Origin of the sequence: Paenibacillus contaminans (genome assembly GCF_003285015.1) — a bacterium.
Classification (GTDB): domain Bacteria; phylum Bacillota; class Bacilli; order Paenibacillales; family NBRC-103111; genus Paenibacillus_V; species Paenibacillus_V contaminans.
The window spans coordinates 141,175-161,398 of sequence record NZ_QMFB01000018.1 but is presented as its reverse complement, the minus strand read 5'-3'; the positions used below and the strand labels follow the sequence as shown (position 1 = coordinate 161,398).

The window sequence follows — 20,224 nt, the reverse complement described above, 5'->3', positions numbered from 1 at the left end:
AACGGCGGCGAGCCGCTTATATTCCAAGCCTATAGCCGATTTGTAACGTAGAGATTGGTAAATGAAGCTGAGGTGTATGTTTTGATTAAGTTATTTCACTATAATTGGACGGTCAGGGACGAATGGTTTGAATGGTGCAAGCAGATTTCAAGCGAAGAACTGACGCGCAGCCGGATTGGCGGGGCGGGCAGTATTTTGTATACGTTATTTCATATTTTGGATGTGGAATACAGCTGGATTCGGGGGATTCAAGGCAAACCGGATATCCAAGTGCCCTACGAAAACTACAAAACCCTCGGGCAAGTGCGTGAGCTCTCGGATCATTGGAGGGCCGAATTGGTACCGTTCCTTAAGGCTTGGGTAAATGATTCCGAGCACGAAATCGTTACCGTGGAATGGACGGAGGAGCGTTACACGAAGGGTGAAATTTTACGGCATGTGGTAACTCACGAGATTCATCATATGGGGCAGCTGTCTATATGGGCGAGAGAGCTTGGGCTTCAGCCTGTTTCGGCGAACGTTATCGGACGAGGGTTGTTTGCATGATAAAATCGGGGCAGGAAAGCTTAGGAAACAACTGGTATAATAAATGGGCAAAAGTAAAAACTAACAGGGCATCACGTGCCGGTATGGGTGATAACCAACATATTATGATGCCTACGGGCTTTTTTCTATCAATAGGAAGCAAAAGGAAAAGGAGATACGAATGATAGATAACAAAGCGGAAACCGAAGCAGGGTGGAATTTCGACAACAGTTATGCCCGACTGCCGGAAACCTTTTTCAGCAGAGTTAACCCGACCCTCGTACGATCGCCAAAGCTTGTCATTGTGAATAATTCGTTAGCGGCATCGCTAGGGCTGAACGTTCATGCGCTGCAAAGCAGCGATGGAATAGCGGCATTTGCCGGAAACCGGATTCCCGAAGGCGCTTTACCTTTGGCTCAAGCATATGCAGGACATCAATTCGGGCATTTTACGATGCTGGGGGATGGCCGGGCTATACTGCTGGGGGAACAGATCACGCCCCAAGGGGAGCGGGTCGACATTCAGCTTAAAGGTCCGGGAAGAACGCCGTACTCCCGCCGGGGCGACGGACGAGCGGCGCTTGGGCCGATGCTGCGCGAGTACATCATCAGTGAAGCGATGCATGGGCTTGGTATTCCTACAACCCGCAGCCTTGCGGTAGTGACGACCGGCGAACCGGTATTTCGCGAAACCGAGCTGCCTGGCGCCGTTTTGACCCGCGTTGCCTCCAGTCATTTGCGTGTCGGGACGTTTCAATTCGCTGCACAGTGGGGGAGTGTCGAGGAACTTCGGGCATTGGCCGATTATACCTTGCAAAGACACTATCCTGAAGTCGATGCTGAGGGGAACCGCTACCTTTCCTTGCTTCGGGGAGTGATCAATTGTCAGGCCGCGCTTATAGCCAAGTGGCAGCTCGTCGGTTTTATTCACGGAGTGATGAATACCGACAACATGGCCCTTAGCGGAGAAACCATCGATTATGGTCCTTGCGCCTTCATGGATGCCTATGACCCGGCTACGGTTTTCAGCTCCATCGACACTTACGGCCGCTATGCTTATAGCAATCAGCCGCGTATTGCCGCGTGGAATCTCGCGAGATTTGCCGAAGCGTTATTGCCGCTGCTGCATACCGACGAGGAGGAGGCCGTCAAACTGGCCGAACAAGAGATTTCGGCCTTCGTCGGGCTGAATTATCGGAACTGGCTCACGGGAATGAGGGCGAAGCTGGGCATTCTGAACGAAGAGCCGGAGGATGAAGCGCTAGTCGAAGACCTCCTCGGGATGATGCAGAAGCATCGTGCGGACTACACCAATACGTTTCGCGCATTAACTTTCGATAAACCGGAGGAAACGGCCATGTTCGGCAGCGGGGATTTTGCCCGGTGGCAGGAGCGATGGCAGGCAAGACTCGGCAGACAGCAGGAGACGAAGGACGATTCTCGCCGGCTGATGCGGAACAGCAACCCGGCGGTTATTCCCCGCAATCACCGGGTGGAGGAAGCACTGGAAGCGGCGGTTGACGATGGAGACTACAGCGTGATGGAGCGGCTGCTCGATGCGCTTGCGAACCCCTACGCGCACACGGAGAAACAAGCGGATTACTCCGCACCGCCTGAGCCGTCGGATTGTCAGTACCGAACTTATTGCGGTACGTGAATATGGAACGAGAGAAAGGCTGCCGGCAGGATCGGCGGTCTTTTTTTTATTGGCAAAGAACTGTTAGGGGTTCCTTGCTTTGCTCGAACGGTACGCTTACTCAGCAATCCGAATTTGCCTGTTTGGAGCAAGGAATCGCAGTTCCCTATGTACTGCAGTCCGAATTTGCCTGTATGGAGCAAGGAGTTGAGGTTCCTCTTATGCTGCAATCCGAATTTGCCTGCTTGGAGAGCGGATTTACCGGTACGTCAAGTCAAATAGCCGCGATAAGTGGGCATTTTCGGACTACAAATGGGAGCAGGTGCCTGTACGCAACTCCAAATGGGCAAAATCGGACTACGCGCAGACGAACGGCGGCCTCCTTTTTCTGTAGGCAGGATAACTCAGCCTTTTACCGAATTCTATAAAATGGATGAAATAGCCTAAAGGTGGAGGGGGGATTATTTTGCAGATGCTTCAGGCGGTTTTTGTAGATCGTGATGGAACGATAGGCGGGACCGGTCATTTTATTCATCCTCGAGACTTTGAGCTGTATCCTTCATCATTAGAAGCGCTGAACTTGCTGAAAGAACACGGTATAAAACGATTTGCCCTCACCAATCAACACAATATCGCCAAAGGTCTTGCAACTGAAGAAGAGTTTAGCCGACAATTTGCTTCCTATGGCTTCGACGCTTCATACATATGTCCCCATGAGCCGGAGGATGGCTGCGAGTGCCATAAACCTCGGCCCGGTATGCTTCTGAAAGCCGCGGAAGAACACGGATTGGATCTCACCCGCTGTGTTGTAATCGGGGATGTAGGCTCGACGGATATGCTGGCGGCAGCCGCTGTCGGTGCCAAAAGAATTCTTGTAGAGACCGGCTGGGGCAAAAAGTCGTTGGAAGCCTACCGTCACAAGTGGTACGATCAAGCACCGCCGGATTATATTGCAAAGGATCTTTTGGATGCGGCGAGATGGCTGATAAGGAAAAGTGAGCAAGAGTAATAGACCGATATAGAAAAACACGAGGCTGCCGCGCAACAGGCAGTCTCCTTGCAATATAGAGATTCGTGGCTGATTGATGAGAGTAAGAAAAGGAGACAAGAAGGATGAAAAGACTATATCGGCCTGTGGGGCTTTATGAAATGAAGTTACTATTGGATCTGGAACTTAAGGCTTTTCCTCCACGATTGCCGGAACAGCCTATTTTCTATCCTGTTTTGAACAAAGCTTATGCCGACCAAATCGCTTCGGAATGGAATACGAAAGATAAATTTTCCGGCTATGCAGGGTTTGTAACCGAGTTTGACGTGAGAAGTCCGTTCATTGATAGATATGAAGAACAAATTGTAGGTGCCCGCAACCATAAAGAATTGTGGATTCCTGCAGAACAATTGCAAGAGATGAATGAAAACATTCAAGGCAAAATTCGGTTGGTTGATGTATTTTATGGCGGCAATTATACCGGTTTAACACCGGAATTGATTGCATTTGAAGATAAGAATATTACTGATCAATTTAAAGTCTGGCAGGAGATTTCCGATAACGACCCTGCGGAATTTTCCCGTCGCATAAGAGAACAATGGAAACCTATTTTTGTGAACTTCAAGTATTGGGCGGATGCAAGTCATGAGCGGTTCGGGATCGGTAAAAAGTCCAAAGATGAAACGTTAGGCAGGATGAAAAAGGTATGGCATGAACATTTTCCTGACCTACCGTTATTTGGAGGTAATTGAGCGTATTGCGTAACTACGGGGCGACGGAAACGATCAATCGCTCTCTTGCGGCTCGCAGCGTTCATTATTGATTGTCTTATGCCATCCGTAAACGGAAGAGGTAACAACGATCCAACTTAAACAGTTAAATTAACAGGTAAAAGTATGAATGAAGAAAGGTTGTGAGCAGATGTTTTTCGTTAATTCCCGTGCGACTATAGAGCGATCTCTGAATAGAACAATTGAAATTGTAGTTCAGACACGCAACAAACCCGATGAGCCGCAAAAGATTGAGCTTCCGGGCGGGAGAATTGAGCCGTTTGAATCCTTGATTAAAGCGCTTATTAGGGAAGTAAAGGAAGAGACGGGATTGGATGTAACAGAGAAATATTATTTTACTTAAAAAACTTTGAAACAAAAAGATAAAAGTGTAAGGTTTGTTGCGAAAGGATGTGTAGTGAAATCTTAGTTTGCATATACTCAGGCACTTGCGATATATTACTTTAATAAGGTAATACATCACATCAATAAAGTGAGGTGCGGTATTTGTTTATAAGATATCACGGAAACTACTCCAGTCCTTATACGAAGCAGCCGTATGGCATTTTTGCCGTAATATCTCACTTGCAGCGTGACGGTAAGTTATCTAAAGCGGATAGCGATCTTTATGATAAAACCGCAAACTGGTTCGAGGAGAACTTGCCGAATCCGCCGTTTTATGACGATCGGAACGCGATCAGAGCGGTGACCTGGTTTAAAGTATATGATGAGGCAAGACATATGATTGAAAGGCTGGCGCCCTATTTTGAGATAGCGCAAAAATATGAGGTGGAAATTATAAAATCCGTCCGTTATGAAGCTCCCGGCAAGATTGTGTATGAAGATGAATACCAAGTCGGTGTGGTTGATCATTCGGGGACACTTTTGGATGAAGGGGAGTTTTCCGGTAACGGAAATCGAAGAGGTCGCTCGCTCGGGATAGGCAATAAATGGCTCAGCTGCGACTAACTACAGAACAGGAGAGGGTAACAGGATGGAAGTCAGTGTTGATCCTCGTTTGAGCGAGGTTGAAATCGCCAGAGCTGGAACCGATGATTTGGAAACGGTATTAAAGCTTTGGTTAGAAGCGGCTAATTGGCTGGAATCAAAGGGGATTAGTCAGTGGAAGCCAAATTCGTTCACTATCGAATCGGTCAAAGAGCACGCTGCCAAGACGGAACTATTCGTCGCTAGATTAAATAAAGAAATAGTCGCGACCTTCTCCTTACAATGGAGCGATGCGTTTATTTGGCGGGAGCTGAACAGCGAAGATTGCGGCTATCTACATAGACTGGTCGTTGCAAGAAGTTATAAGAGCCATAACTTGGGACGATTGCTGCTGTCTTGGGCGGAGAAATACATTGCAGATAATGGAAAAAGCAAATTGAGACTTGATTGCATGGCAGACAATGAGAAATTAAACGAATATTATCGTGGATCGGGTTTTGACTTTGTCGGAAGGATCGACAGAACGTATTTCAGTGCGAGCTTATACGAAAAGGTTATCAAATAGTAAGGAAAAGTTTACTGTTCATAAGGCAAACCTCACTATCTCTCGCCGAAAACCCGCTTTCAGGAGAGCTAATGAGGCAAACGCAATTATTAGTGAGGTAAACGAAATGGATAGTGGTGTTTGCCTCATTATCAGGCAAGAAGGAGCATTTTACCTGCGAAATAGTGCGATCAGCCTCATGAACAATGAGGTTTTCGCAACTACGCGCGCGGTCCGTGCATAACCATTACGATATCCGTATTTGCTTTCGTAACCAGATCTTCTAATGGATTGGAGGCGTTCTAATGAAAAAAACATTTATCGGCGGAATTCTGATGTTTACCGGGGCGTTAATTTCTTTAGCCATTTTAATTACCGCCGCTTTATATGTCCCGCAAATTACGGCTTGGCGGGGCTCTAAGCTTTGGTACGCCATATTCGGCGCAGAGCAGTTCGGCAATGAGGCAGCACAGAGCTTGTCTTTAGGCTTCCCGTTCGTTTTGGGCGTGATCTTGTTCGTTCTAGGTTTGGTTGTGCTGATTTTGGAATATTTCAAAAAAGAGTAACCCGGTTTTACGCTCCGCATGCCGCGGCTTACTGTCATAAAACCAACGCCCATTGTCACCATTTCTCCCGAAACGGTGTGCGTGCAATCACATAGGTAACCTCCCGGCTCTGATAAGCTAATTGTAGGAAGTGAACAAAGCGAATCATGGAACGGAGGATGCATGATGTTTTGTTACCAATGCGAGCAAACGCCGAACGGCGGCTGCAAGGTGATCGGGGTGTGCGGCAAGGACGAGACGATCGCGAGCCTGCAGGATACGATTATTTTTGCGCTGAAAGGAATCGCCGCATATGCGACGCACGCCAGACAGCTTGGCTACAGCGACCCGGAAGTAGATAAAATAACGCACGAAGCGCTTTATTTGACATTGACCAACTCCAATTTCAATCTTCAGGAGCACCTGGATATGGCCATGAAGGTCGGCAACGCCGCAGTGCGGATCATGGATGTGCTCGACCGCGCGCATACGACGCATTTCGGGATTCCGCAGCCGGTTACGGTGCCGCAAAATAAGATCGAAGGCAAATGCATCGTCGTGACGGGACACAACCTGTATGCGCTGGAAGAGCTGCTGAAGCAGACGGAAGGCAAAGGCATCAACATTTATACCCACTCCGAAATGCTGCCTGCCCACGGCTATCCGAAGCTGAAGCAATATGCACACCTTAAAGGAAACATCGGGAAAGCCTGGTACGATCAGCGCCGGCTGTTCGAGCAGTTCCCGGGCGCGATTCTGGCGACGACAAACTGTGTGATGCCGATCAAAGGCACGTATGCGGACCGCTTTTTCTCTTACGAGGTTGCGGGGCTTGAGAATGTGACGAAAATCGCGGGCGAGGATTTCTCGCCGCTCATCGAGCGGGCGCTCGAGCTGCCGGAGGCGAATATCGGCTCGGAGCAGGTGCTGACGACCGGCTACCACCACGAAACCGTCATCGGGCTTGCGCCGGAAATCATTCAAGCGGTCAAAGACGGACAAATCAAGCGTTTCTTCGTCATCGCCGGCTGCGACGCCCCGGGCAAAGGCGGCGAGTATTACCGCGAGCTGGCGACGTCGCTTCCGAACGACACCGTCATCCTGACGACATCCTGCGGCAAGTTCCGCTTTAACGATGTGGATTACGGTACAGTGCCGGGCACCGGAATCCCGCGGTATATCGATTTGGGTCAATGCAACAACTCCGGGTCCACGGTCAAAATCGCGCTTGCGCTCGCCGACGCCTTCGGCTGCAGCGTCAACGAACTGCCGGTGAGCATCGTGTTATCTTGGTTCGAGCAAAAAGCCGTCGCCATCCTGTTAGGTTTGTTCAGCCTCGGCATCCAGGATATCCGCATCGGCCCGAAAGCGCCGGAGTTTATCAACGAAGGCGTCATGAACGTGCTCGTCGAGAAATTCGGCCTCAAGCTGATCGGCGATGCGCAAGAAGACATGGCGGCCATGCTTGCCCTGCACTGATCAATAGGCCGATCGCTGCCTGCGGCACCGCTAAGCTGCATAAAAGGTAAGCATAAAAGATACTGCACTTACGATATCCCCTGTTCCGGCTTTATGCTGGAATGGGGGATTTTATTCTTTGTGCGGTTTCCATTTGATAAAGATTCTCAATGTTGATTTCTTGCGCTATACTAGTACACATAACGAAGCGATTTGGAAGACTCGCCATGAGGGGAATCGAATGGAATGAAGCGGATTTTGTTCATTGAAGACGAGCAGCATCTTTCGCGGTTCGTCGAGATGGAGCTGCGGCGCGAAGCGTTTGACGTGGTTTTGGCTTATGACGGAGTGACGGGGCTGCAGCTTGCGCTTGCCGAAGAGTGGGATATTATTTTGCTTGATCTGATGCTGCCGAAGCTGGACGGAATGGAAGTATGCCGCCGGATCCGCTCGGTCAAAAAAACGCCCGTCATCATGCTGACGGCCAGAGACAGCATTACGGACCGCGTATCGGGTCTCGATTGCGGCGCCGACGACTATATACCGAAGCCTTTTGCCGTTGAAGAGCTTCAAGCCCGCATGCGGGTTATTTTCAGAAGGCAAGCGGACATCGCCGAACCGACGCAAGCGGTTCTTACGTTCCGGGATTTGTCCGTTAATATGGACTTAAGGGTCGTCAAGAGAGGAGATACGGAAATCGGGCTGACCAAGCGCGAATTCGATCTACTCACGGCGCTTATGGAGAACGTCAATCGGGTGATGAACCGGGAGACGCTCCTCGATAAAGTATGGGGCTTCGAAGCGGCGGTCGATACGAATGTCGTTGACGTGTATATCCGGTATTTGCGCAACAAAATAGACGAGCCGGGAAAAGACAGCTACATTCAAACCCAGCGCGGTGTCGGCTACGTGATGAAACCATGACGCCACAATCCGTGAAGCGGGCGTTGTCGCGCATGCCCATTAGATGGAAGCTAACCTTGTGGTCGGCTTTCCTCATTTTTGTGCTGTTCATCGCTTATAATACCGTACAGTATGTGTTTGTCGAGAAATGGATGATCGGCCAAGAGAAGACGCAGACAAGGCAAAAAATGAACGACATCCTAAACTCGCTGCTGGAAAAGGAAACCGGTTTTACGGAGGACGAGCTGCCGCAAATCCGCACCTTATTGGATAAGAAAAATGCGAACGATCAACTGATCCGCATCATCGGCCAGGACGGGACGCGGGTGATCGCGGTCTCCGACGGCATCCCGGAGGAGTGGGTTGCCCCGGCGCCAACGGCGAAAACGGAAATCGTCATCGCCGGCCATTCCGGCCACTCCTTGCTTGTGATGAGAAGTCCGATCACGATTCATTCGTTTAACGGGACCGTCGAGATTGTGAAGAGCCTGGATCAATTCAAAAGGCTGACGGAAGCGATTTTGCGGGTGTTCGTCCTGTCCGGGCTGGGTGCCGTCGTCCTAAGCGGTCTTGCCGGCGGATTGCTTGCACGGCAATTCCTGAAGCCGCTTCAGTCGATGGCGCAGACGATGCGTAACGTCGAACGCAAAGGGCTGCAGGAACGGATGAAAATCCCGGACCACGAGGATGAGATCGCCACCTTGATGAAAATGTTCAACGGCATGATGGATCAAGTCGAGCGTTCTTTTCACCAGCAAAGCCAATTCGTCGAAGACGCCTCGCATGAATTGCGGACGCCGATTGCGATCATGGACGGGCACTTATCCTTGCTGCTTCGCTGGGGCAAGCACGATCCCGCGGCTCTGGAAGAATCCTTGAACATCTCTTACCATGAGCTCGCTCGGTTGAAAGCGCTCGTTCAGGATCTGCTCGTTCTTACAAGGGCGGATAAGGAAGGGGAGATTGCCGATAACGGCACGTTACGTGCGGATCGGACGATCCTGAATGTGGTCGGGCAAATGGAGCAGCTGCATCCCGGTTTTACGTTCGAAACGGCCTTCATAGGCTTCGAGGACCGCGAGGTGGCGGTATCCGAAAGGCATTTGGAGCAGATAACGACGATACTGCTGGATAATGCGGTGAAATATTCCGAAGCCGGGTCCGCTGTTCGTGTTAAAGGCTCCGTAAACGGCGATGAGGCGTTTTTCGAGGTGTCCGACTGCGGGATCGGCATTCCGGAGAAGGATTTGCCGTATGTGACGGACCGTTTCTACCGGGTGGATAAGGCGAGAAGCCGGAAGCAGGGCGGAACGGGCCTCGGTTTGGCCATTGCCAAGCGGCTTGTCGAGCGCTACAACGGCCGAATGATCATCCGAAGCAAGGAAGCGGACGGGACGACCGTGACGATTACGTTTGCCTGTCGACTTCAAACTGATAAGCGGGAGGTAGATTCCAATGATAAAGCGGGTTAAAAGCGGAGTATTGTTAGCCGCTGCGGCTGTTCTTTTCGTATCGGGCTGCTCGTCAGGCGGCTTGACGCGACAGGAGAAGCCGCAAGGCAAGCGGCAGGTCGTCAACGTGTTTACGGCAAGACATTATGAGGTGGACAACGCGCTTTACCTAGAATTTGCGAAGCGGACGGGCATTCAGGTCAATGAAGTGAAGGGGACGGCGGAGGAGCTTGTCGAGCGCATGAAGCGGGAGGGAGAGGCCTCGACTGCGGATTTGTTCGTCGCTGTTGACGGCGGCGCCCTTGATTTCGCGAAGCAAAGCGGCGTTCTACAGCCGCTATCGTCCGAAGCGCTGCAGCGGAATGTGCCGGCGGAGTGGCGCGACCCGGACGGCTACTGGGCGGGAATCGCGACCCGTTCCCGGGTGATCGTGTATGCCAAAGACCGCGTAAACCCTGAGGAGCTGTCCACCTATGAAGATTTGACGAGCGAGAGGTGGAAGGGAAGGGTGCTGGTGCGATCCGCGTCAAGCCTGTACAATCAGTCCCTGCTGGCATCGTTTATCGAGCTGTACGGGGAGCGGGAAGCGGAGAAATGGGCGGAGGGCATCGTCCGTAATCTTGCCCGCGAGCCGGAAGGAGGAGACCGCGCCCAAGCCAAGGCGATAGCGGCCAAGGTCGGCGATGTGGCGATCATGAATACGTACTACATCGGTCAAATGTCGGCATCGAAGGATCCGGAGGAGCTGGAAATCGCGGAGAAGCTCGGTGTTTTCTTCCCGAATCAGACGACGACGGGCACGCATGTAAATATTAGCGGGATCGGCTTGGCCAAGCATGCCCCGAATAAGGACAATGCGCTTAAGCTTGCCGAATTTTTGACGGGCAAAGAAGGGCAGACCTTGCTGGCACAAGGCAGCTACGAGTTTCCGGTGAATGGGGAAGCCGATATGCCGGGACTGCTGAGAAGCTGGCAAAAGTTTCAGCGGCAGCCGGTCGATGTTGCGGGGCTGGGGCGGTTTCACAAGCGGGCGGCGGAAATATTCGAAAGAGCCGGCTGGAAGTAGAGGGTTTGTGTCATCAAACTGAATTTTTTTTCTTTCACATCATTTTCTCATTTTCGGTTGCTACAATGTTCAATAGACAGCAGCGATAATAATGATTCTCATTTGCAAAGGACCGAAGCAAGTACCGTTTTTTGAGTCAATCAGCAAGGATTTCGCGGATGCGGATCTTGACCTACGGTAACCGCCGGCGTTAAAGACGCTGGTAAGGGCTTATCCTCGATTTTTAATGAGAATGAATATTATCATCAACTGCAACCGATGTGGGGAGGATTACAGAAAGATGTTAAGAAAAAGCAGATCTATCTTTTTAACCGTTTCGTTTATGCTCGTTATCGCGCTACTGGCTGGATGCGGCGCAGGCAATTCGGGACAAAGCAATGCCGGCGGTGCTTCGCCAACCAAAACGGCGGAACCGGCGAAATCGGCTAGTCCGGAGCCTGCCAAAACGGGCGGCGAAGTGAATATTTATACGGCTCGTCACTATGATGTGGACAAAGAGCTGTACGACATGTTTACGAAGCAAACGGGCATCAAAGTGAACGTGGTGGAAGGCAAAGCGCCAGAGCTGATCGAACGCATAAAACGCGAGGGCGCGAGCACGCCGGCCGACCTGTTCATTACGGTTGACGGCGGCATTCTGAATACGGCGAAAGCGGAGCAAGTTTTGCAGCCTGTCGTATCGGCGGTCGTGGACAAACAAGTTCCGGCAGACCTGCGCGACAAGGATAGTCATTGGATCGGCTTATCCACTCGGGCGCGCGTAATCGTATATGCTAAGGATCGTGTAAATCCAAGCCAGCTTTCTACATACGAAGACTTGGCTACGGATAAATGGAAGGGCAAGGTTGTCGTAAGATCGTCGACTAACTTGTATAACCAATCCATGCTGGCGGCATTCATCGCCATTATGGGCGAGAAAGAAACGGAAGCTTGGGCAAAGGGCATCGCGGCGAACCTTGCGCGTCAGCCTGAGGGCGGCGACCGTGATCAAGCGAAAGCGATCGTAGCCGGCGTAGGCGATGTCGCGATCATGAACACGTATTATGTCGGGCAGCTGACGGCTTCCAAGGATGCAGAAGAAGTGAAGGTTGCCGAGAAAGTCGGCGTATTTTTCCCGAATCAGCAAACGACCGGTACGCATATCAACATAAGCGGTGCAGGCCTCGTCAAGAACAGCAAGAACAAAGACAATGCCGTCAAGCTGCTGGAGTTTTTGACGGCGCCTGAAGCACAAACGAAAATTTCGCAGGCCAATTTCGAATTCCCGGTCAACAGCCAAGCGACGATGCCTGAGCTGCTCAAAAGCTGGGGAACGTTCAAGCACCAAAACATCGATTTTGCGAAATACGGCGAATTTAATCCGAAAGCCATCGAGATCGCCAATAAGGTCGGCTGGAAATAAGCGATGAAAACAACGCTGCTTCCAAGATCGGCCGGGAGGCACATCAATGGATGGACGATCACAAGCGTAATCGGGGCGGCAGTCGTACTGCTGCCCATCCTTTATGTGCTGACCGGTTTGTTCCGTTCGCCCAATGAGAACTGGGACAAGGTCAAACAATTTTTGATTGCGGATTATGTGCTCGGGTCGGCAAAGCTGGTGCTTTTTACCGGCTTTTTTGCCGCATTTATTGGCGTCGTGCTCGCATGGCTTGTCGTGGGGTATACGTTTCCGATGAGAAACTTTTACAAGTGGGCGCTCGTACTGCCGCTTGCGGTTCCGCCGTATATCGCGGCCTATACGTACAGCTCGATGACCGGTTATACGGGCGTTATTCAAGCGACGCTGCGCAATCGGTTCGACATCGCGGTGCCGCCGGGTACGATCGAGGTGATGTCGGCTCGCGGAGCCGTTTTCGTATTGACGCTGTTTCTATTTCCGTACGTTTTCATGATGACTCGCGTCTTTCTGGAACGTCAGAGTGCATCTTTCGTTGAAAATGCGAGGCTTCTCGGCCATAAGCCGCTTTCCGTTTTTGTGAGGGTGGTGCTGCCGCTTGCCCGTCCGGCCATTATGGCAGGCGTCATGCTCGTCGTTTTCGAGGTGCTCAGCGATTACGGGGTAGCCAATTTTTTCGGCGTGCAAACGGTATCGACGGCTATTTTTCAAACCTGGTTCGGCATGTACGATGTGCAGTCGGCGATGAAGCTGGCGGCGTGGCTTATGCTCGCCGTAATCGGTCTCTTCATGTTCGAGCGTTTGCTTCGGCGAAGCAGGCGGTATGCGGGCGCTGCGAACCGGAGCAATCCGCTCAAGCCTCAGCAGCTGAAGGGGATCGCTGCGTGGGGGGCGGCCGCGTTTTGCACCGTAGTGTTTCTGCTTGCCTTCCTTGCTCCGATCGCCCAGCTGGCGGCGTGGTCGATTCAGCACGGCGGTACGGTATGGCGTTCCGACTTTGCCGATTTGACCGTGAATACGATAAAAGGAGCGGGAATCGGAACGGCGATCATTCTTCTGATCGCGCTTCTTTCCTCCAGGGCGGCGCGTATGTTCGACTCGCCGTTCATGCAGGCTTTGACGCGTCTGCTGTCTGCAGGATACTCCGTGCCGGGGGCGATTATTGCGATCGGCGTGCTGGCTGTGTTTATCGCGCTGGATGAGCAGTTGTCCCCGCTTTATGCGGCAATGGGCAAACCGGAAGGCTCGCTTGTGCTCAGCTTGTCGCTGTCGATGCTTATTGCCGGTTACGTAATCCGTTTTATGGCAACGGGATACGGCGCCTTGGAGGCCGGGTACGAGAAAATGCCGCGCGCTTATTCGGAAGCATCGCGGACGCTCGGACGAAGCAGCTTGGCGACCTTCTTCCGCGTTGAGCTTCCGCTCCTCAGAGGCTCGCTGCTGAGCGGCTTCGTGCTGACCTTCGTGGAGATCGTCAAGGAGCTGCCGCTTACTTTGCTGCTTAGGCCATTCAATTACGACACCTTGTCGACCCGCGCTTATCAGTATGCGACGGACGAACGCGTTTTTGACGCCGCGCTGCCCTCGCTGCTGCTCGTGTTGATCGGACTGGTTTCCGTACTATTCATCCTTAAACCGGAAAGGAGCTGAGTTCATGTCTTATGTCGCGGTAAAAGACGTGACGTTCCGTTTTGCCGGCGGGCAGTCCGCCGTTATCGACGAGCTGTCGTTCACGATGTCACGGGGGGAAATCGTCGGGATTCTGGGGGCGAGCGGCAGCGGGAAGAGCACGCTCCTCAGGCTGATCGCAGGACTCGAAACGCCTGAAAGCGGAAGCATATCCATCGACGGACGCTTAATCGTGGACGGGCGCACCTTCGTTGAGCCAGAAAAACGCGGCGTGGGTATGGTTTTTCAGGATTACGCGTTATTCCCGAACATGACCGTCGCCGATAATATCATATTTGGGCTGCACAAGCTGAACCGTGCGGCTCGCCGCATGCGGCTGGAGCAAATGCTGGAGCTTGTGCAAATGAAGGAATACGCGTTGCGGTATCCGCATGAGCTGAGCGGCGGGCAGCAGCAGCGGGTCGCCCTCGCAAGAGCGCTTGCTCCGCAGCCCTCGGTGCTGCTGATGGATGAGCCGTTCAGCAGCCTCGACGCCCACTTGAAAGCTGCGATCCGCACCGAGCTTCGGCTGATTTTGCAGAAGGCGAACATCACCTGCCTGCTCGTTTCGCACGATCAAGCGGACATCGATGCGATATGCGACCGCGTCCAACACGTCAAGGAGAATCGTCGTGAGGCGGTGGAAGGGGCTAGAACGCCTGGTTGTCTAGTACACGAGAGCTGAGTTAACAAATCGTAAATTCGAAAGAGTGGCTGGACACAGAAAGCATGAACCGCCCATCGTTTCACCATTTCGGTGAACGGTGGGCTTATTGTCGTTTAGTGCCTTCATTCCATTTGTATTTTAAGTTATAGTAGAAAAAAACTGGAATTTAATATTAAATAATAGAGTGGAGGTGAGCACGATATTACCCAAGTTGTTTAAGGCAAACAACATGAGGCTTTGGAAGAAGATTATTCTGATTTATTTGATTGTCATTCTTATTCCGATACTCGTTCTGGATTACTTTCTCTCGAAGAGCATCGGAGCGATATCCTTCAGAAGCTCCCTGGAGCTGTCGAAAGTTTCCCTTGATCAGCTTGGGGAGAATATTACGAATAAATTGGGCGTTTATTACGATGTAATCGACGGGCTGTCCAATGATTTGCAATTCAATTCCTATATGAATACCGTCTATACAACCGATTACGATGCTCTTCATGATTACAGGGCCTACATACAACCGCTTTTTGAAAGGCTAAACTACAAAATTTCCGATGTGGTTATTCGGGTATACACCCAAAACGCTTCCATCGGCTTTTCCGGGATCTTGAATAATTCTATGGAAGATTTGAAGAGGGAAGGGTGGGCAGATCTTTCAAACCCGACAGGAGGAGTAATCCGGTGGGCCGGCGCCGGAAATTCGATCAAATTGTCCAATAAGGAGTATCTGGGCGGCTACAGGTTCCTGCTCAACAGTAGAAAGGACTATAATCTGGATAGCGTGCTTGCCGTATTTTTTCGCAAGGATGAGCTGTACTCGCTTATTTCAAAGGAAAATGAAGGCGGGAAAAAAATATTTTTCTATAACGAAGAAGGAAATATTCTCGTTTCTACCGAAAGCGAGAGCGAATACAGGAATATTCAAGACGTGAAGTTTGACAATCCGTCTTCCGAGAAAAGTAAGGGATATTTTTTGGCGAAATATAAAGGAAGCGATTACATCGTCCTCAACAAAAAGATAGACCAGTCCGCTTACAACATAAACAATTGGAGCATTACCTATATGATTCCTACGGGGACCATATATGCAAGCATTCATAGTATCAGGGTTACAAGTATTGTCCTTAGCTTGCTTTGCATCGTGTTTTCTCTTATTTTAACGCATTACCTATCGCGGAATATTACAGGGAGAATCAAGAAAATTTTAGTGAAAATAGGTAAGGTCAAAAGGGGAAACTATACGATTTCGGATGAGATATCAGGCACGGATGAAATAGGCATACTCAATACGAGCTTTAACGAAATGGTCGATAAAATCAATACATTGATCCACGAGGTCTATGAAGCCGAAATCCGCGTCGTGAACGAAAAGCTGAAAAGCAGCGTAATCGAAACCAGGGTAAAAGAGGCTAAAATCATCACGCTTCAGAGTCAGATCAACCCGCATTATTTGTTTAACACGCTGGAATCCATTCGGATGAGACTGCTCATTAAGGGAGACAGGGAAACCTCGGATATTATCGGTATGTTCGGCGAAACATTCAGACTGTCACTAAGCAGTAATCATGAATGGTATAAGCTTGCGGATGAAATACGCTTTGTCGACTCTTTTTTCCTGATCCAGAAATACCGTTACGGCGATAGGGTCAACTATGAAAAGCATGTGCCGGCGGAGCTGCTGAATTTCTATATCCCGAAGCTGATTTTGCAGCCATTGATTGAAAATTCGATTTATCATGGAATCGAGATGAAATCTGCCGGGGGGATGGTAACGGTTCGCGCTTTTATTGAAGAGGGGGAGCTTGTGCTGACGGTTGCCGATAATGGCGCGGGGATGGAGGAGGACGAATTGCAGGCGGTGCGGGAAGATATCAGGAATAGCGCGGAATCGGTCGCAAGCCTGGGTCACACGCGGATCGCACTGAAAAATATTCATACCAGGCTCAAGCTTATGTTCGGCGATCAATACGGCTTGACAATTAACAGCAGGAAAGGCTTCGGTACTGAGGTGAGGGTTACGCTGCCTGTATTGGACGACAGCGGGGAAGGAGGAATGAAGCGTGTATAAGATATTGTTTGTTGATGATGAACCGAACATTTGCGAAGGGCTTAAGCTGATTGTCGATTGGGAACGGGAAGGATTCGGCATAGCAGGCGCGGTATTTAACGGTTCGGAGGCTCTCGCGCAATTGGATCAAACGGCCGCCGATGTCATCATTACGGATGTAAGAATGCCCGAAATGTCCGGTATTGAATTGATCAAAAAGCTATACGAAAAAAAATATCCGGCAAAGATCATCGTCATTAGCGGGTATATGGAGTTTGAATATGCCAGGGAAGCCTTAACCTATGGGGTCAAAAATTATATTCTGAAACCGATAAACCGGGAGGAATTGGAGAATACGGTTCGATTGCTTAAAAAAGAGCTGGATCACGAGACGACCAACGAGCTTTTGCAGAGGAAGAGAGAGGAATTTGTCAGAGAGAAGCTTTTTTGGGAGCTTGTGAAAACCGGTGTATGGAAAAAGACGGATTACGAAATCGGCGATTGGGGTAGAAGGCTGGAAGAGTATAGCTACAGTGTCCTTGTGGTACAGTTTGAGCAAAACGAATCGGCAGGACAGGATGATCCGAATGAATGGAAAGACGGGATCCCCAAGCAGATGATCAAAGCGGCCATTCGCGATACGATTGAAAAGTATGAATGCGGATACCTGTTTGAACCGGATGAGCAGAATATGCTCGGCGCCTTGCTTTATAGCAGGGAGCAAAACATGAATGTTCTCAAAGAAACGGTTATGCCTGAGCTGTTTAAAACTATCAGTCGCGCAGCAAATGGAATGATGATTATAGCGCTCGGGAATGAGGCGAAGAGTGTTGCAGGCATTCCCGAATCTTTTCGAAATAGCTGCAGAGCGATCAAATGGCAGAGGTTGATGCAAGGCTCCGGGATGACGTTTTATGACGACATTGAGCATGTTTTTCACGCGGAGTGCAACTGGGACCATACCGTCCTTCTGAGCAAGGTTCAGGAATGCGATGAGGCCGGTATTTTGCATGAGCTGGAACGCCTCTCGCAAGAAGCGGAAACGCTAATTCAGTCCGATAAAGCGCTTTATTCCATCATGATCCATACTTTTATTGAACTTGCGTCTATGATCAGCGAAAGCGGCGGGAATGCTAAGTCAATCATCGATATTGGAAGCGATGCCGACTATGTTTATGCCGATAACAGCGATCAGCAGCTTATCGAATATATCAAGGCTGCGTGCATCCAGACCGCTTGCTATATCAAGAAGAAGCGAGGCAATTTTGACCATGCGGTGTTAAACGACATCGTTCAGTATGTGAACGGCAATTATAATAAAGACATCAGTTTGACGACACTCTCGCAAAAGTTTTTTCTCAACCAGGGATACATCGGCAAGCTGTTTAAAAAGCATACAGGCATGGGGTTTGTCGATTTTTTAAACAAAACGAGAATTGAGAAAGCGGCGAAAATGCTGGAAGAAGGCTATTTGAAAAATTACGAAATCAGCGAGGAGGTGGGCTACCGGGATTTGAATTATTTTTATCAGATATTCAAAAAAATAAAAGGAATGTCTCCTGTGGAGTACAAGAAAAATATACGAACCCATAAATGATCATTGATGTTTTTCGCTCACGGCCGTTATCCGTATCGCATGCTTCAAAGCAGTACGGGGAACGGCCGTTTTTGAGTTTTCGCCAAAAGTTGTGCGCAATTGCCCTGCTACAATGACGGTTTTGTCATGTTATGAAAGCGCTGCATTTCTATTAAGATTAGTTTAGTAAGCAGGAGGGAGGTTCCATTTCCAAGTCAAGTCGAAAACTATGTTTTGAGGGGAGATCGCGTATGCATAATCGGACAAAGAAAGCTATTTCGCTCGTATGGATTGTGATGTTCGTTTTTTTAGCCGCGTGTTCGAAACAGGGAAGCGGCACCGCTGAGACTGCAAGGCCGCCGGCGACTAGCGATAACGCTGCCAATAGCAATGATAGCCCATCGCCGGGCAAAGAAGAACGTCCTTTATACACGATCAAATACATGTATCCGGGCGGTACTTCAAAATTCAAGAAAAGCGATGAAACGACAGTCGGCAAGATCATCAAAGAAAAGTTTAATATTGTCTTCGAGATGGTGCCTTATGCGGGAGATTGGGGCGAGAAAGTGAACCTGATGCTGGCCGCCGGAGATTATCCCGAAATTTTACCTATCCAATTCAACGAGAATGTTAGCAAATATATACAAGCAGGCGCGGCGATTGCCCTGGACGACTACATGGCTAAATCGCCGAACTTTACAGAAAGGTACAAAAGTCAAATTCCATACTGGAGAGCGCTGGCGGCGGAAAATAAGCTGTATAAGTGGGAAACCAGCCAATCGGATTTAAACACGAATATAAAAGGGCTTGACGTTGCCGTTCGGATTGATGCGCTCGAGAAGCAAGGCTGGCCGAAGCTCATATCCGAAGATGACTATGTGAAATTCCTGAAGCAAGCGATGATTGATTTCCCGGAAACGGACGGCAAGAAGACGATCGGCATGTCGAGCCTGTTCGGGGAGTCCTATGGAATGGCCGGAATTGCCGGCATCATGTACGAGAAGGGCGGAAGATATACCGGAGTTGCCGGCAACGGCGGCGTCATCTGGAACCATGCGGAACAAAAGTTCGAAGACTATTTGAAAAATGAATACGTGCTGGAGTCGTTCAAATTTCTCAACAGGCTGTACAGAGAAGGGATTCTGGATAAGGAAAGTTTCACCGACCGGGCGGCGCAGGTTCAGGAGAAGGCGAACAGCGGCCGTGCCCTGAGCATGTGGTACAGCGTTTGGCTGGTGGATTCGGCCAATAAAACGTTGGAGAAGGCCGGGCATCCGGAACGGCAGTATATCACGCTCCCTATCCGCAGCAATACACAGATAGAGCGCAATGAAAAAAGACTGATTATGGAGCTGGACCTGGCGCCGTTCAATTCGGTCGTGATTACGACAAAAGCGAAGGACCCTAAGCGAATTATGGAATTGGTGAACTGGGCAACGTCGGAAGAAGGACAATTGCTGCTGCAGGAAGGGATTGAAGGCAAGCATTATACCGTTGAGAACGGGAAGCGGGTACCGACGGATTTGTTAATCAAGCATATGGATAATCCGGCGGAATCGATGGAAGGGATCGGGGCGTTCGGCTTCCTGGGAAGCGACACGAGAGCGGCCAAGAACGGCCAACCGTATCCCCTTGAAGTGGACCCGGACTTAAGAGACAAGCTGTCCTTGACCGAGAAGACAAAGGAAGCTTATACGAAATTAGGGTGGAAAAACTCGGTTGACTACTGGCAGCAAACAAGTGTGGGTGCTCCTTCCGGCATCGTCCCTTCGATTCAGATCGATCCGAGCAGCGATTTGGGTCAGCTGCAGCAGAAGCTGGTCGAACACCGGGTGAAAAATACAGCAAAGCTGATTATGGCGAAAGACGATGCGGATTTCCAGCGCATATGGGAAAGCATGCTGAAAGAATATGAGAATATGAATCCGCAAAGCGTCGTAGACAAATACAACCAGATGTACAAAGAGATGATCGATAAAGTGAAGAAATAAAAGAGTGCGCGACAGGCAATGGTTGTTCGCGAAACCGGTCGGCTG

General features: G+C 50.2%; 18 protein-coding genes. All 18 read left to right on the top strand.

Translation table 11 applies throughout. The features are described from left to right. Positions 1-81 precede the first annotated feature (81 nt). The 18 genes from DQG23_RS26880 (at position 82) to DQG23_RS26795 (ending at position 20,179) form a co-directional block, all read left to right on the top strand. Positions 82-546 (top strand): DinB family protein, encoded by a 465-nt coding sequence (locus DQG23_RS26880; RefSeq protein WP_113034117.1) that lies wholly within the window; start codon positions 82-84, stop codon positions 544-546. Between the two features lie 160 nt (positions 547-706). After that, a complete protein-coding gene (locus DQG23_RS26875) occupies positions 707-2,182 on the top strand; it encodes a protein adenylyltransferase SelO (protein WP_113034116.1) in 1,476 nt (491 codons plus the stop codon). Between the two features lie 451 nt (positions 2,183-2,633). Further along, positions 2,634-3,170 carry an HAD-IIIA family hydrolase gene (locus tag DQG23_RS26870; RefSeq protein WP_113034150.1) on the top strand — a complete coding sequence of 179 codons (537 nt, stop codon included), beginning with the start codon at positions 2,634-2,636 and terminating at the stop codon, positions 3,168-3,170. Positions 3,171-3,274: 104 nt separating this feature from the next. Further along, the gene (locus tag DQG23_RS42635) at positions 3,275-3,901 is read left to right on the top strand and encodes a hypothetical protein (RefSeq protein WP_192894642.1); all 627 of its coding nucleotides are present in this window, start codon (positions 3,275-3,277) and stop codon (positions 3,899-3,901) included. A gap of 148 nt (positions 3,902-4,049) precedes the next feature. Continuing rightward, a complete protein-coding gene (locus DQG23_RS26860) occupies positions 4,050-4,283 on the top strand; it encodes an NUDIX hydrolase (protein WP_238178045.1) in 234 nt (77 codons plus the stop codon). Positions 4,284-4,504: 221 nt separating this feature from the next. Then, on the top strand, positions 4,505-4,888 hold the full coding sequence (locus tag DQG23_RS26855; RefSeq protein ID WP_146762390.1) for a hypothetical protein: 384 nt from the start codon (positions 4,505-4,507) through the stop codon (positions 4,886-4,888). A 25-nt stretch (positions 4,889-4,913) separates the two neighbouring features. Then, the gene (locus DQG23_RS26850) at positions 4,914-5,432 is read left to right on the top strand and encodes a GNAT family N-acetyltransferase (RefSeq protein ID WP_113034114.1); all 519 of its coding nucleotides are present in this window, start codon (positions 4,914-4,916) and stop codon (positions 5,430-5,432) included. A gap of 284 nt (positions 5,433-5,716) precedes the next feature. Beyond that, positions 5,717-5,977, top strand: a complete 261-nt coding sequence (locus tag DQG23_RS26845; RefSeq protein ID WP_113034113.1) for a hypothetical protein — start codon at positions 5,717-5,719, stop codon at positions 5,975-5,977. A gap of 165 nt (positions 5,978-6,142) precedes the next feature. Continuing rightward, a complete protein-coding gene (gene hcp / locus DQG23_RS26840) occupies positions 6,143-7,435 on the top strand; it encodes a hydroxylamine reductase (RefSeq protein ID WP_113034112.1) in 1,293 nt (430 codons plus the stop codon). 225 nt (positions 7,436-7,660) lie between these two features. Then, positions 7,661-8,338, top strand: a complete 678-nt coding sequence (locus DQG23_RS26835; protein WP_113034111.1) for a response regulator transcription factor — start codon at positions 7,661-7,663, stop codon at positions 8,336-8,338. 32 nt (positions 8,339-8,370) lie between these two features. Then, entirely contained in the window at positions 8,371-9,789 is a 1,419-nt protein-coding gene (locus tag DQG23_RS26830) for a HAMP domain-containing sensor histidine kinase (RefSeq protein WP_238178044.1), read from the top strand. After that, entirely contained in the window at positions 9,773-10,834 is a 1,062-nt protein-coding gene (locus tag DQG23_RS26825) for a Fe(3+) ABC transporter substrate-binding protein (protein ID WP_113034110.1), read from the top strand. Before DQG23_RS26830 ends, DQG23_RS26825 begins: the two co-directional genes overlap by 17 nt. A gap of 280 nt (positions 10,835-11,114) precedes the next feature. Then, positions 11,115-12,236 carry a Fe(3+) ABC transporter substrate-binding protein gene (locus tag DQG23_RS26820; RefSeq protein ID WP_113034109.1) on the top strand — a complete coding sequence of 374 codons (1,122 nt, stop codon included), beginning with the start codon at positions 11,115-11,117 and terminating at the stop codon, positions 12,234-12,236. Positions 12,237-12,239: 3 nt separating this feature from the next. Further along, complete coding sequence (locus tag DQG23_RS26815) at positions 12,240-13,883, top strand: ABC transporter permease (protein WP_113034108.1); 1,644 nt, start codon at positions 12,240-12,242, stop codon at positions 13,881-13,883. A 4-nt stretch (positions 13,884-13,887) separates the two neighbouring features. Beyond that, complete coding sequence (locus tag DQG23_RS26810) at positions 13,888-14,586, top strand: ABC transporter ATP-binding protein (RefSeq protein ID WP_113034107.1); 699 nt, start codon at positions 13,888-13,890, stop codon at positions 14,584-14,586. Positions 14,587-14,797: 211 nt separating this feature from the next. Beyond that, positions 14,798-16,633 (top strand): sensor histidine kinase, encoded by a 1,836-nt coding sequence (locus DQG23_RS26805; protein ID WP_146762389.1) that lies wholly within the window; start codon positions 14,798-14,800, stop codon positions 16,631-16,633. Beyond that, on the top strand, positions 16,626-18,209 hold the full coding sequence (locus DQG23_RS26800; protein WP_113034105.1) for a response regulator transcription factor: 1,584 nt from the start codon (positions 16,626-16,628) through the stop codon (positions 18,207-18,209). Before DQG23_RS26805 ends, DQG23_RS26800 begins: the two co-directional genes overlap by 8 nt. Before the next feature lie 230 nt (positions 18,210-18,439). Further along, the gene (locus tag DQG23_RS26795) at positions 18,440-20,179 is read left to right on the top strand and encodes a type 2 periplasmic-binding domain-containing protein (protein WP_113034104.1); all 1,740 of its coding nucleotides are present in this window, start codon (positions 18,440-18,442) and stop codon (positions 20,177-20,179) included. The last annotated feature ends 45 nt before the right edge of the window (positions 20,180-20,224 follow it).

Coding starts and splice junctions, on each gene's coding strand:
- DQG23_RS26875 (WP_113034116.1), top strand. CDS start 707: ATGATAGATAACAAAGCGGAAACCGAAGCAGGGTGGAATTTCGACAAC.
- DQG23_RS26810 (WP_113034107.1), top strand. CDS start 13,888: ATGTCTTATGTCGCGGTAAAAGACGTGACGTTCCGTTTTGCCGGCGGG.
- DQG23_RS26795 (WP_113034104.1), top strand. CDS start 18,440: ATGCATAATCGGACAAAGAAAGCTATTTCGCTCGTATGGATTGTGATG.
- DQG23_RS26815 (WP_113034108.1), top strand. CDS start 12,240: ATGAAAACAACGCTGCTTCCAAGATCGGCCGGGAGGCACATCAATGGA.
- DQG23_RS26870 (WP_113034150.1), top strand. CDS start 2,634: ATGCTTCAGGCGGTTTTTGTAGATCGTGATGGAACGATAGGCGGGACC.
- hcp (WP_113034112.1), top strand. CDS start 6,143: ATGTTTTGTTACCAATGCGAGCAAACGCCGAACGGCGGCTGCAAGGTG.
- DQG23_RS26825 (WP_113034110.1), top strand. CDS start 9,773: ATGATAAAGCGGGTTAAAAGCGGAGTATTGTTAGCCGCTGCGGCTGTT.
- DQG23_RS26805 (WP_146762389.1), top strand. CDS start 14,798: ATGAGGCTTTGGAAGAAGATTATTCTGATTTATTTGATTGTCATTCTT.
- DQG23_RS26850 (WP_113034114.1), top strand. CDS start 4,914: ATGGAAGTCAGTGTTGATCCTCGTTTGAGCGAGGTTGAAATCGCCAGA.
- DQG23_RS26835 (WP_113034111.1), top strand. CDS start 7,661: ATGAAGCGGATTTTGTTCATTGAAGACGAGCAGCATCTTTCGCGGTTC.
- DQG23_RS26845 (WP_113034113.1), top strand. CDS start 5,717: ATGAAAAAAACATTTATCGGCGGAATTCTGATGTTTACCGGGGCGTTA.
- DQG23_RS42635 (WP_192894642.1), top strand. CDS start 3,275: ATGAAAAGACTATATCGGCCTGTGGGGCTTTATGAAATGAAGTTACTA.
- DQG23_RS26820 (WP_113034109.1), top strand. CDS start 11,115: ATGTTAAGAAAAAGCAGATCTATCTTTTTAACCGTTTCGTTTATGCTC.
- DQG23_RS26830 (WP_238178044.1), top strand. CDS start 8,371: ATGCCCATTAGATGGAAGCTAACCTTGTGGTCGGCTTTCCTCATTTTT.
- DQG23_RS26860 (WP_238178045.1), top strand. CDS start 4,050: ATGAAGAAAGGTTGTGAGCAGATGTTTTTCGTTAATTCCCGTGCGACT.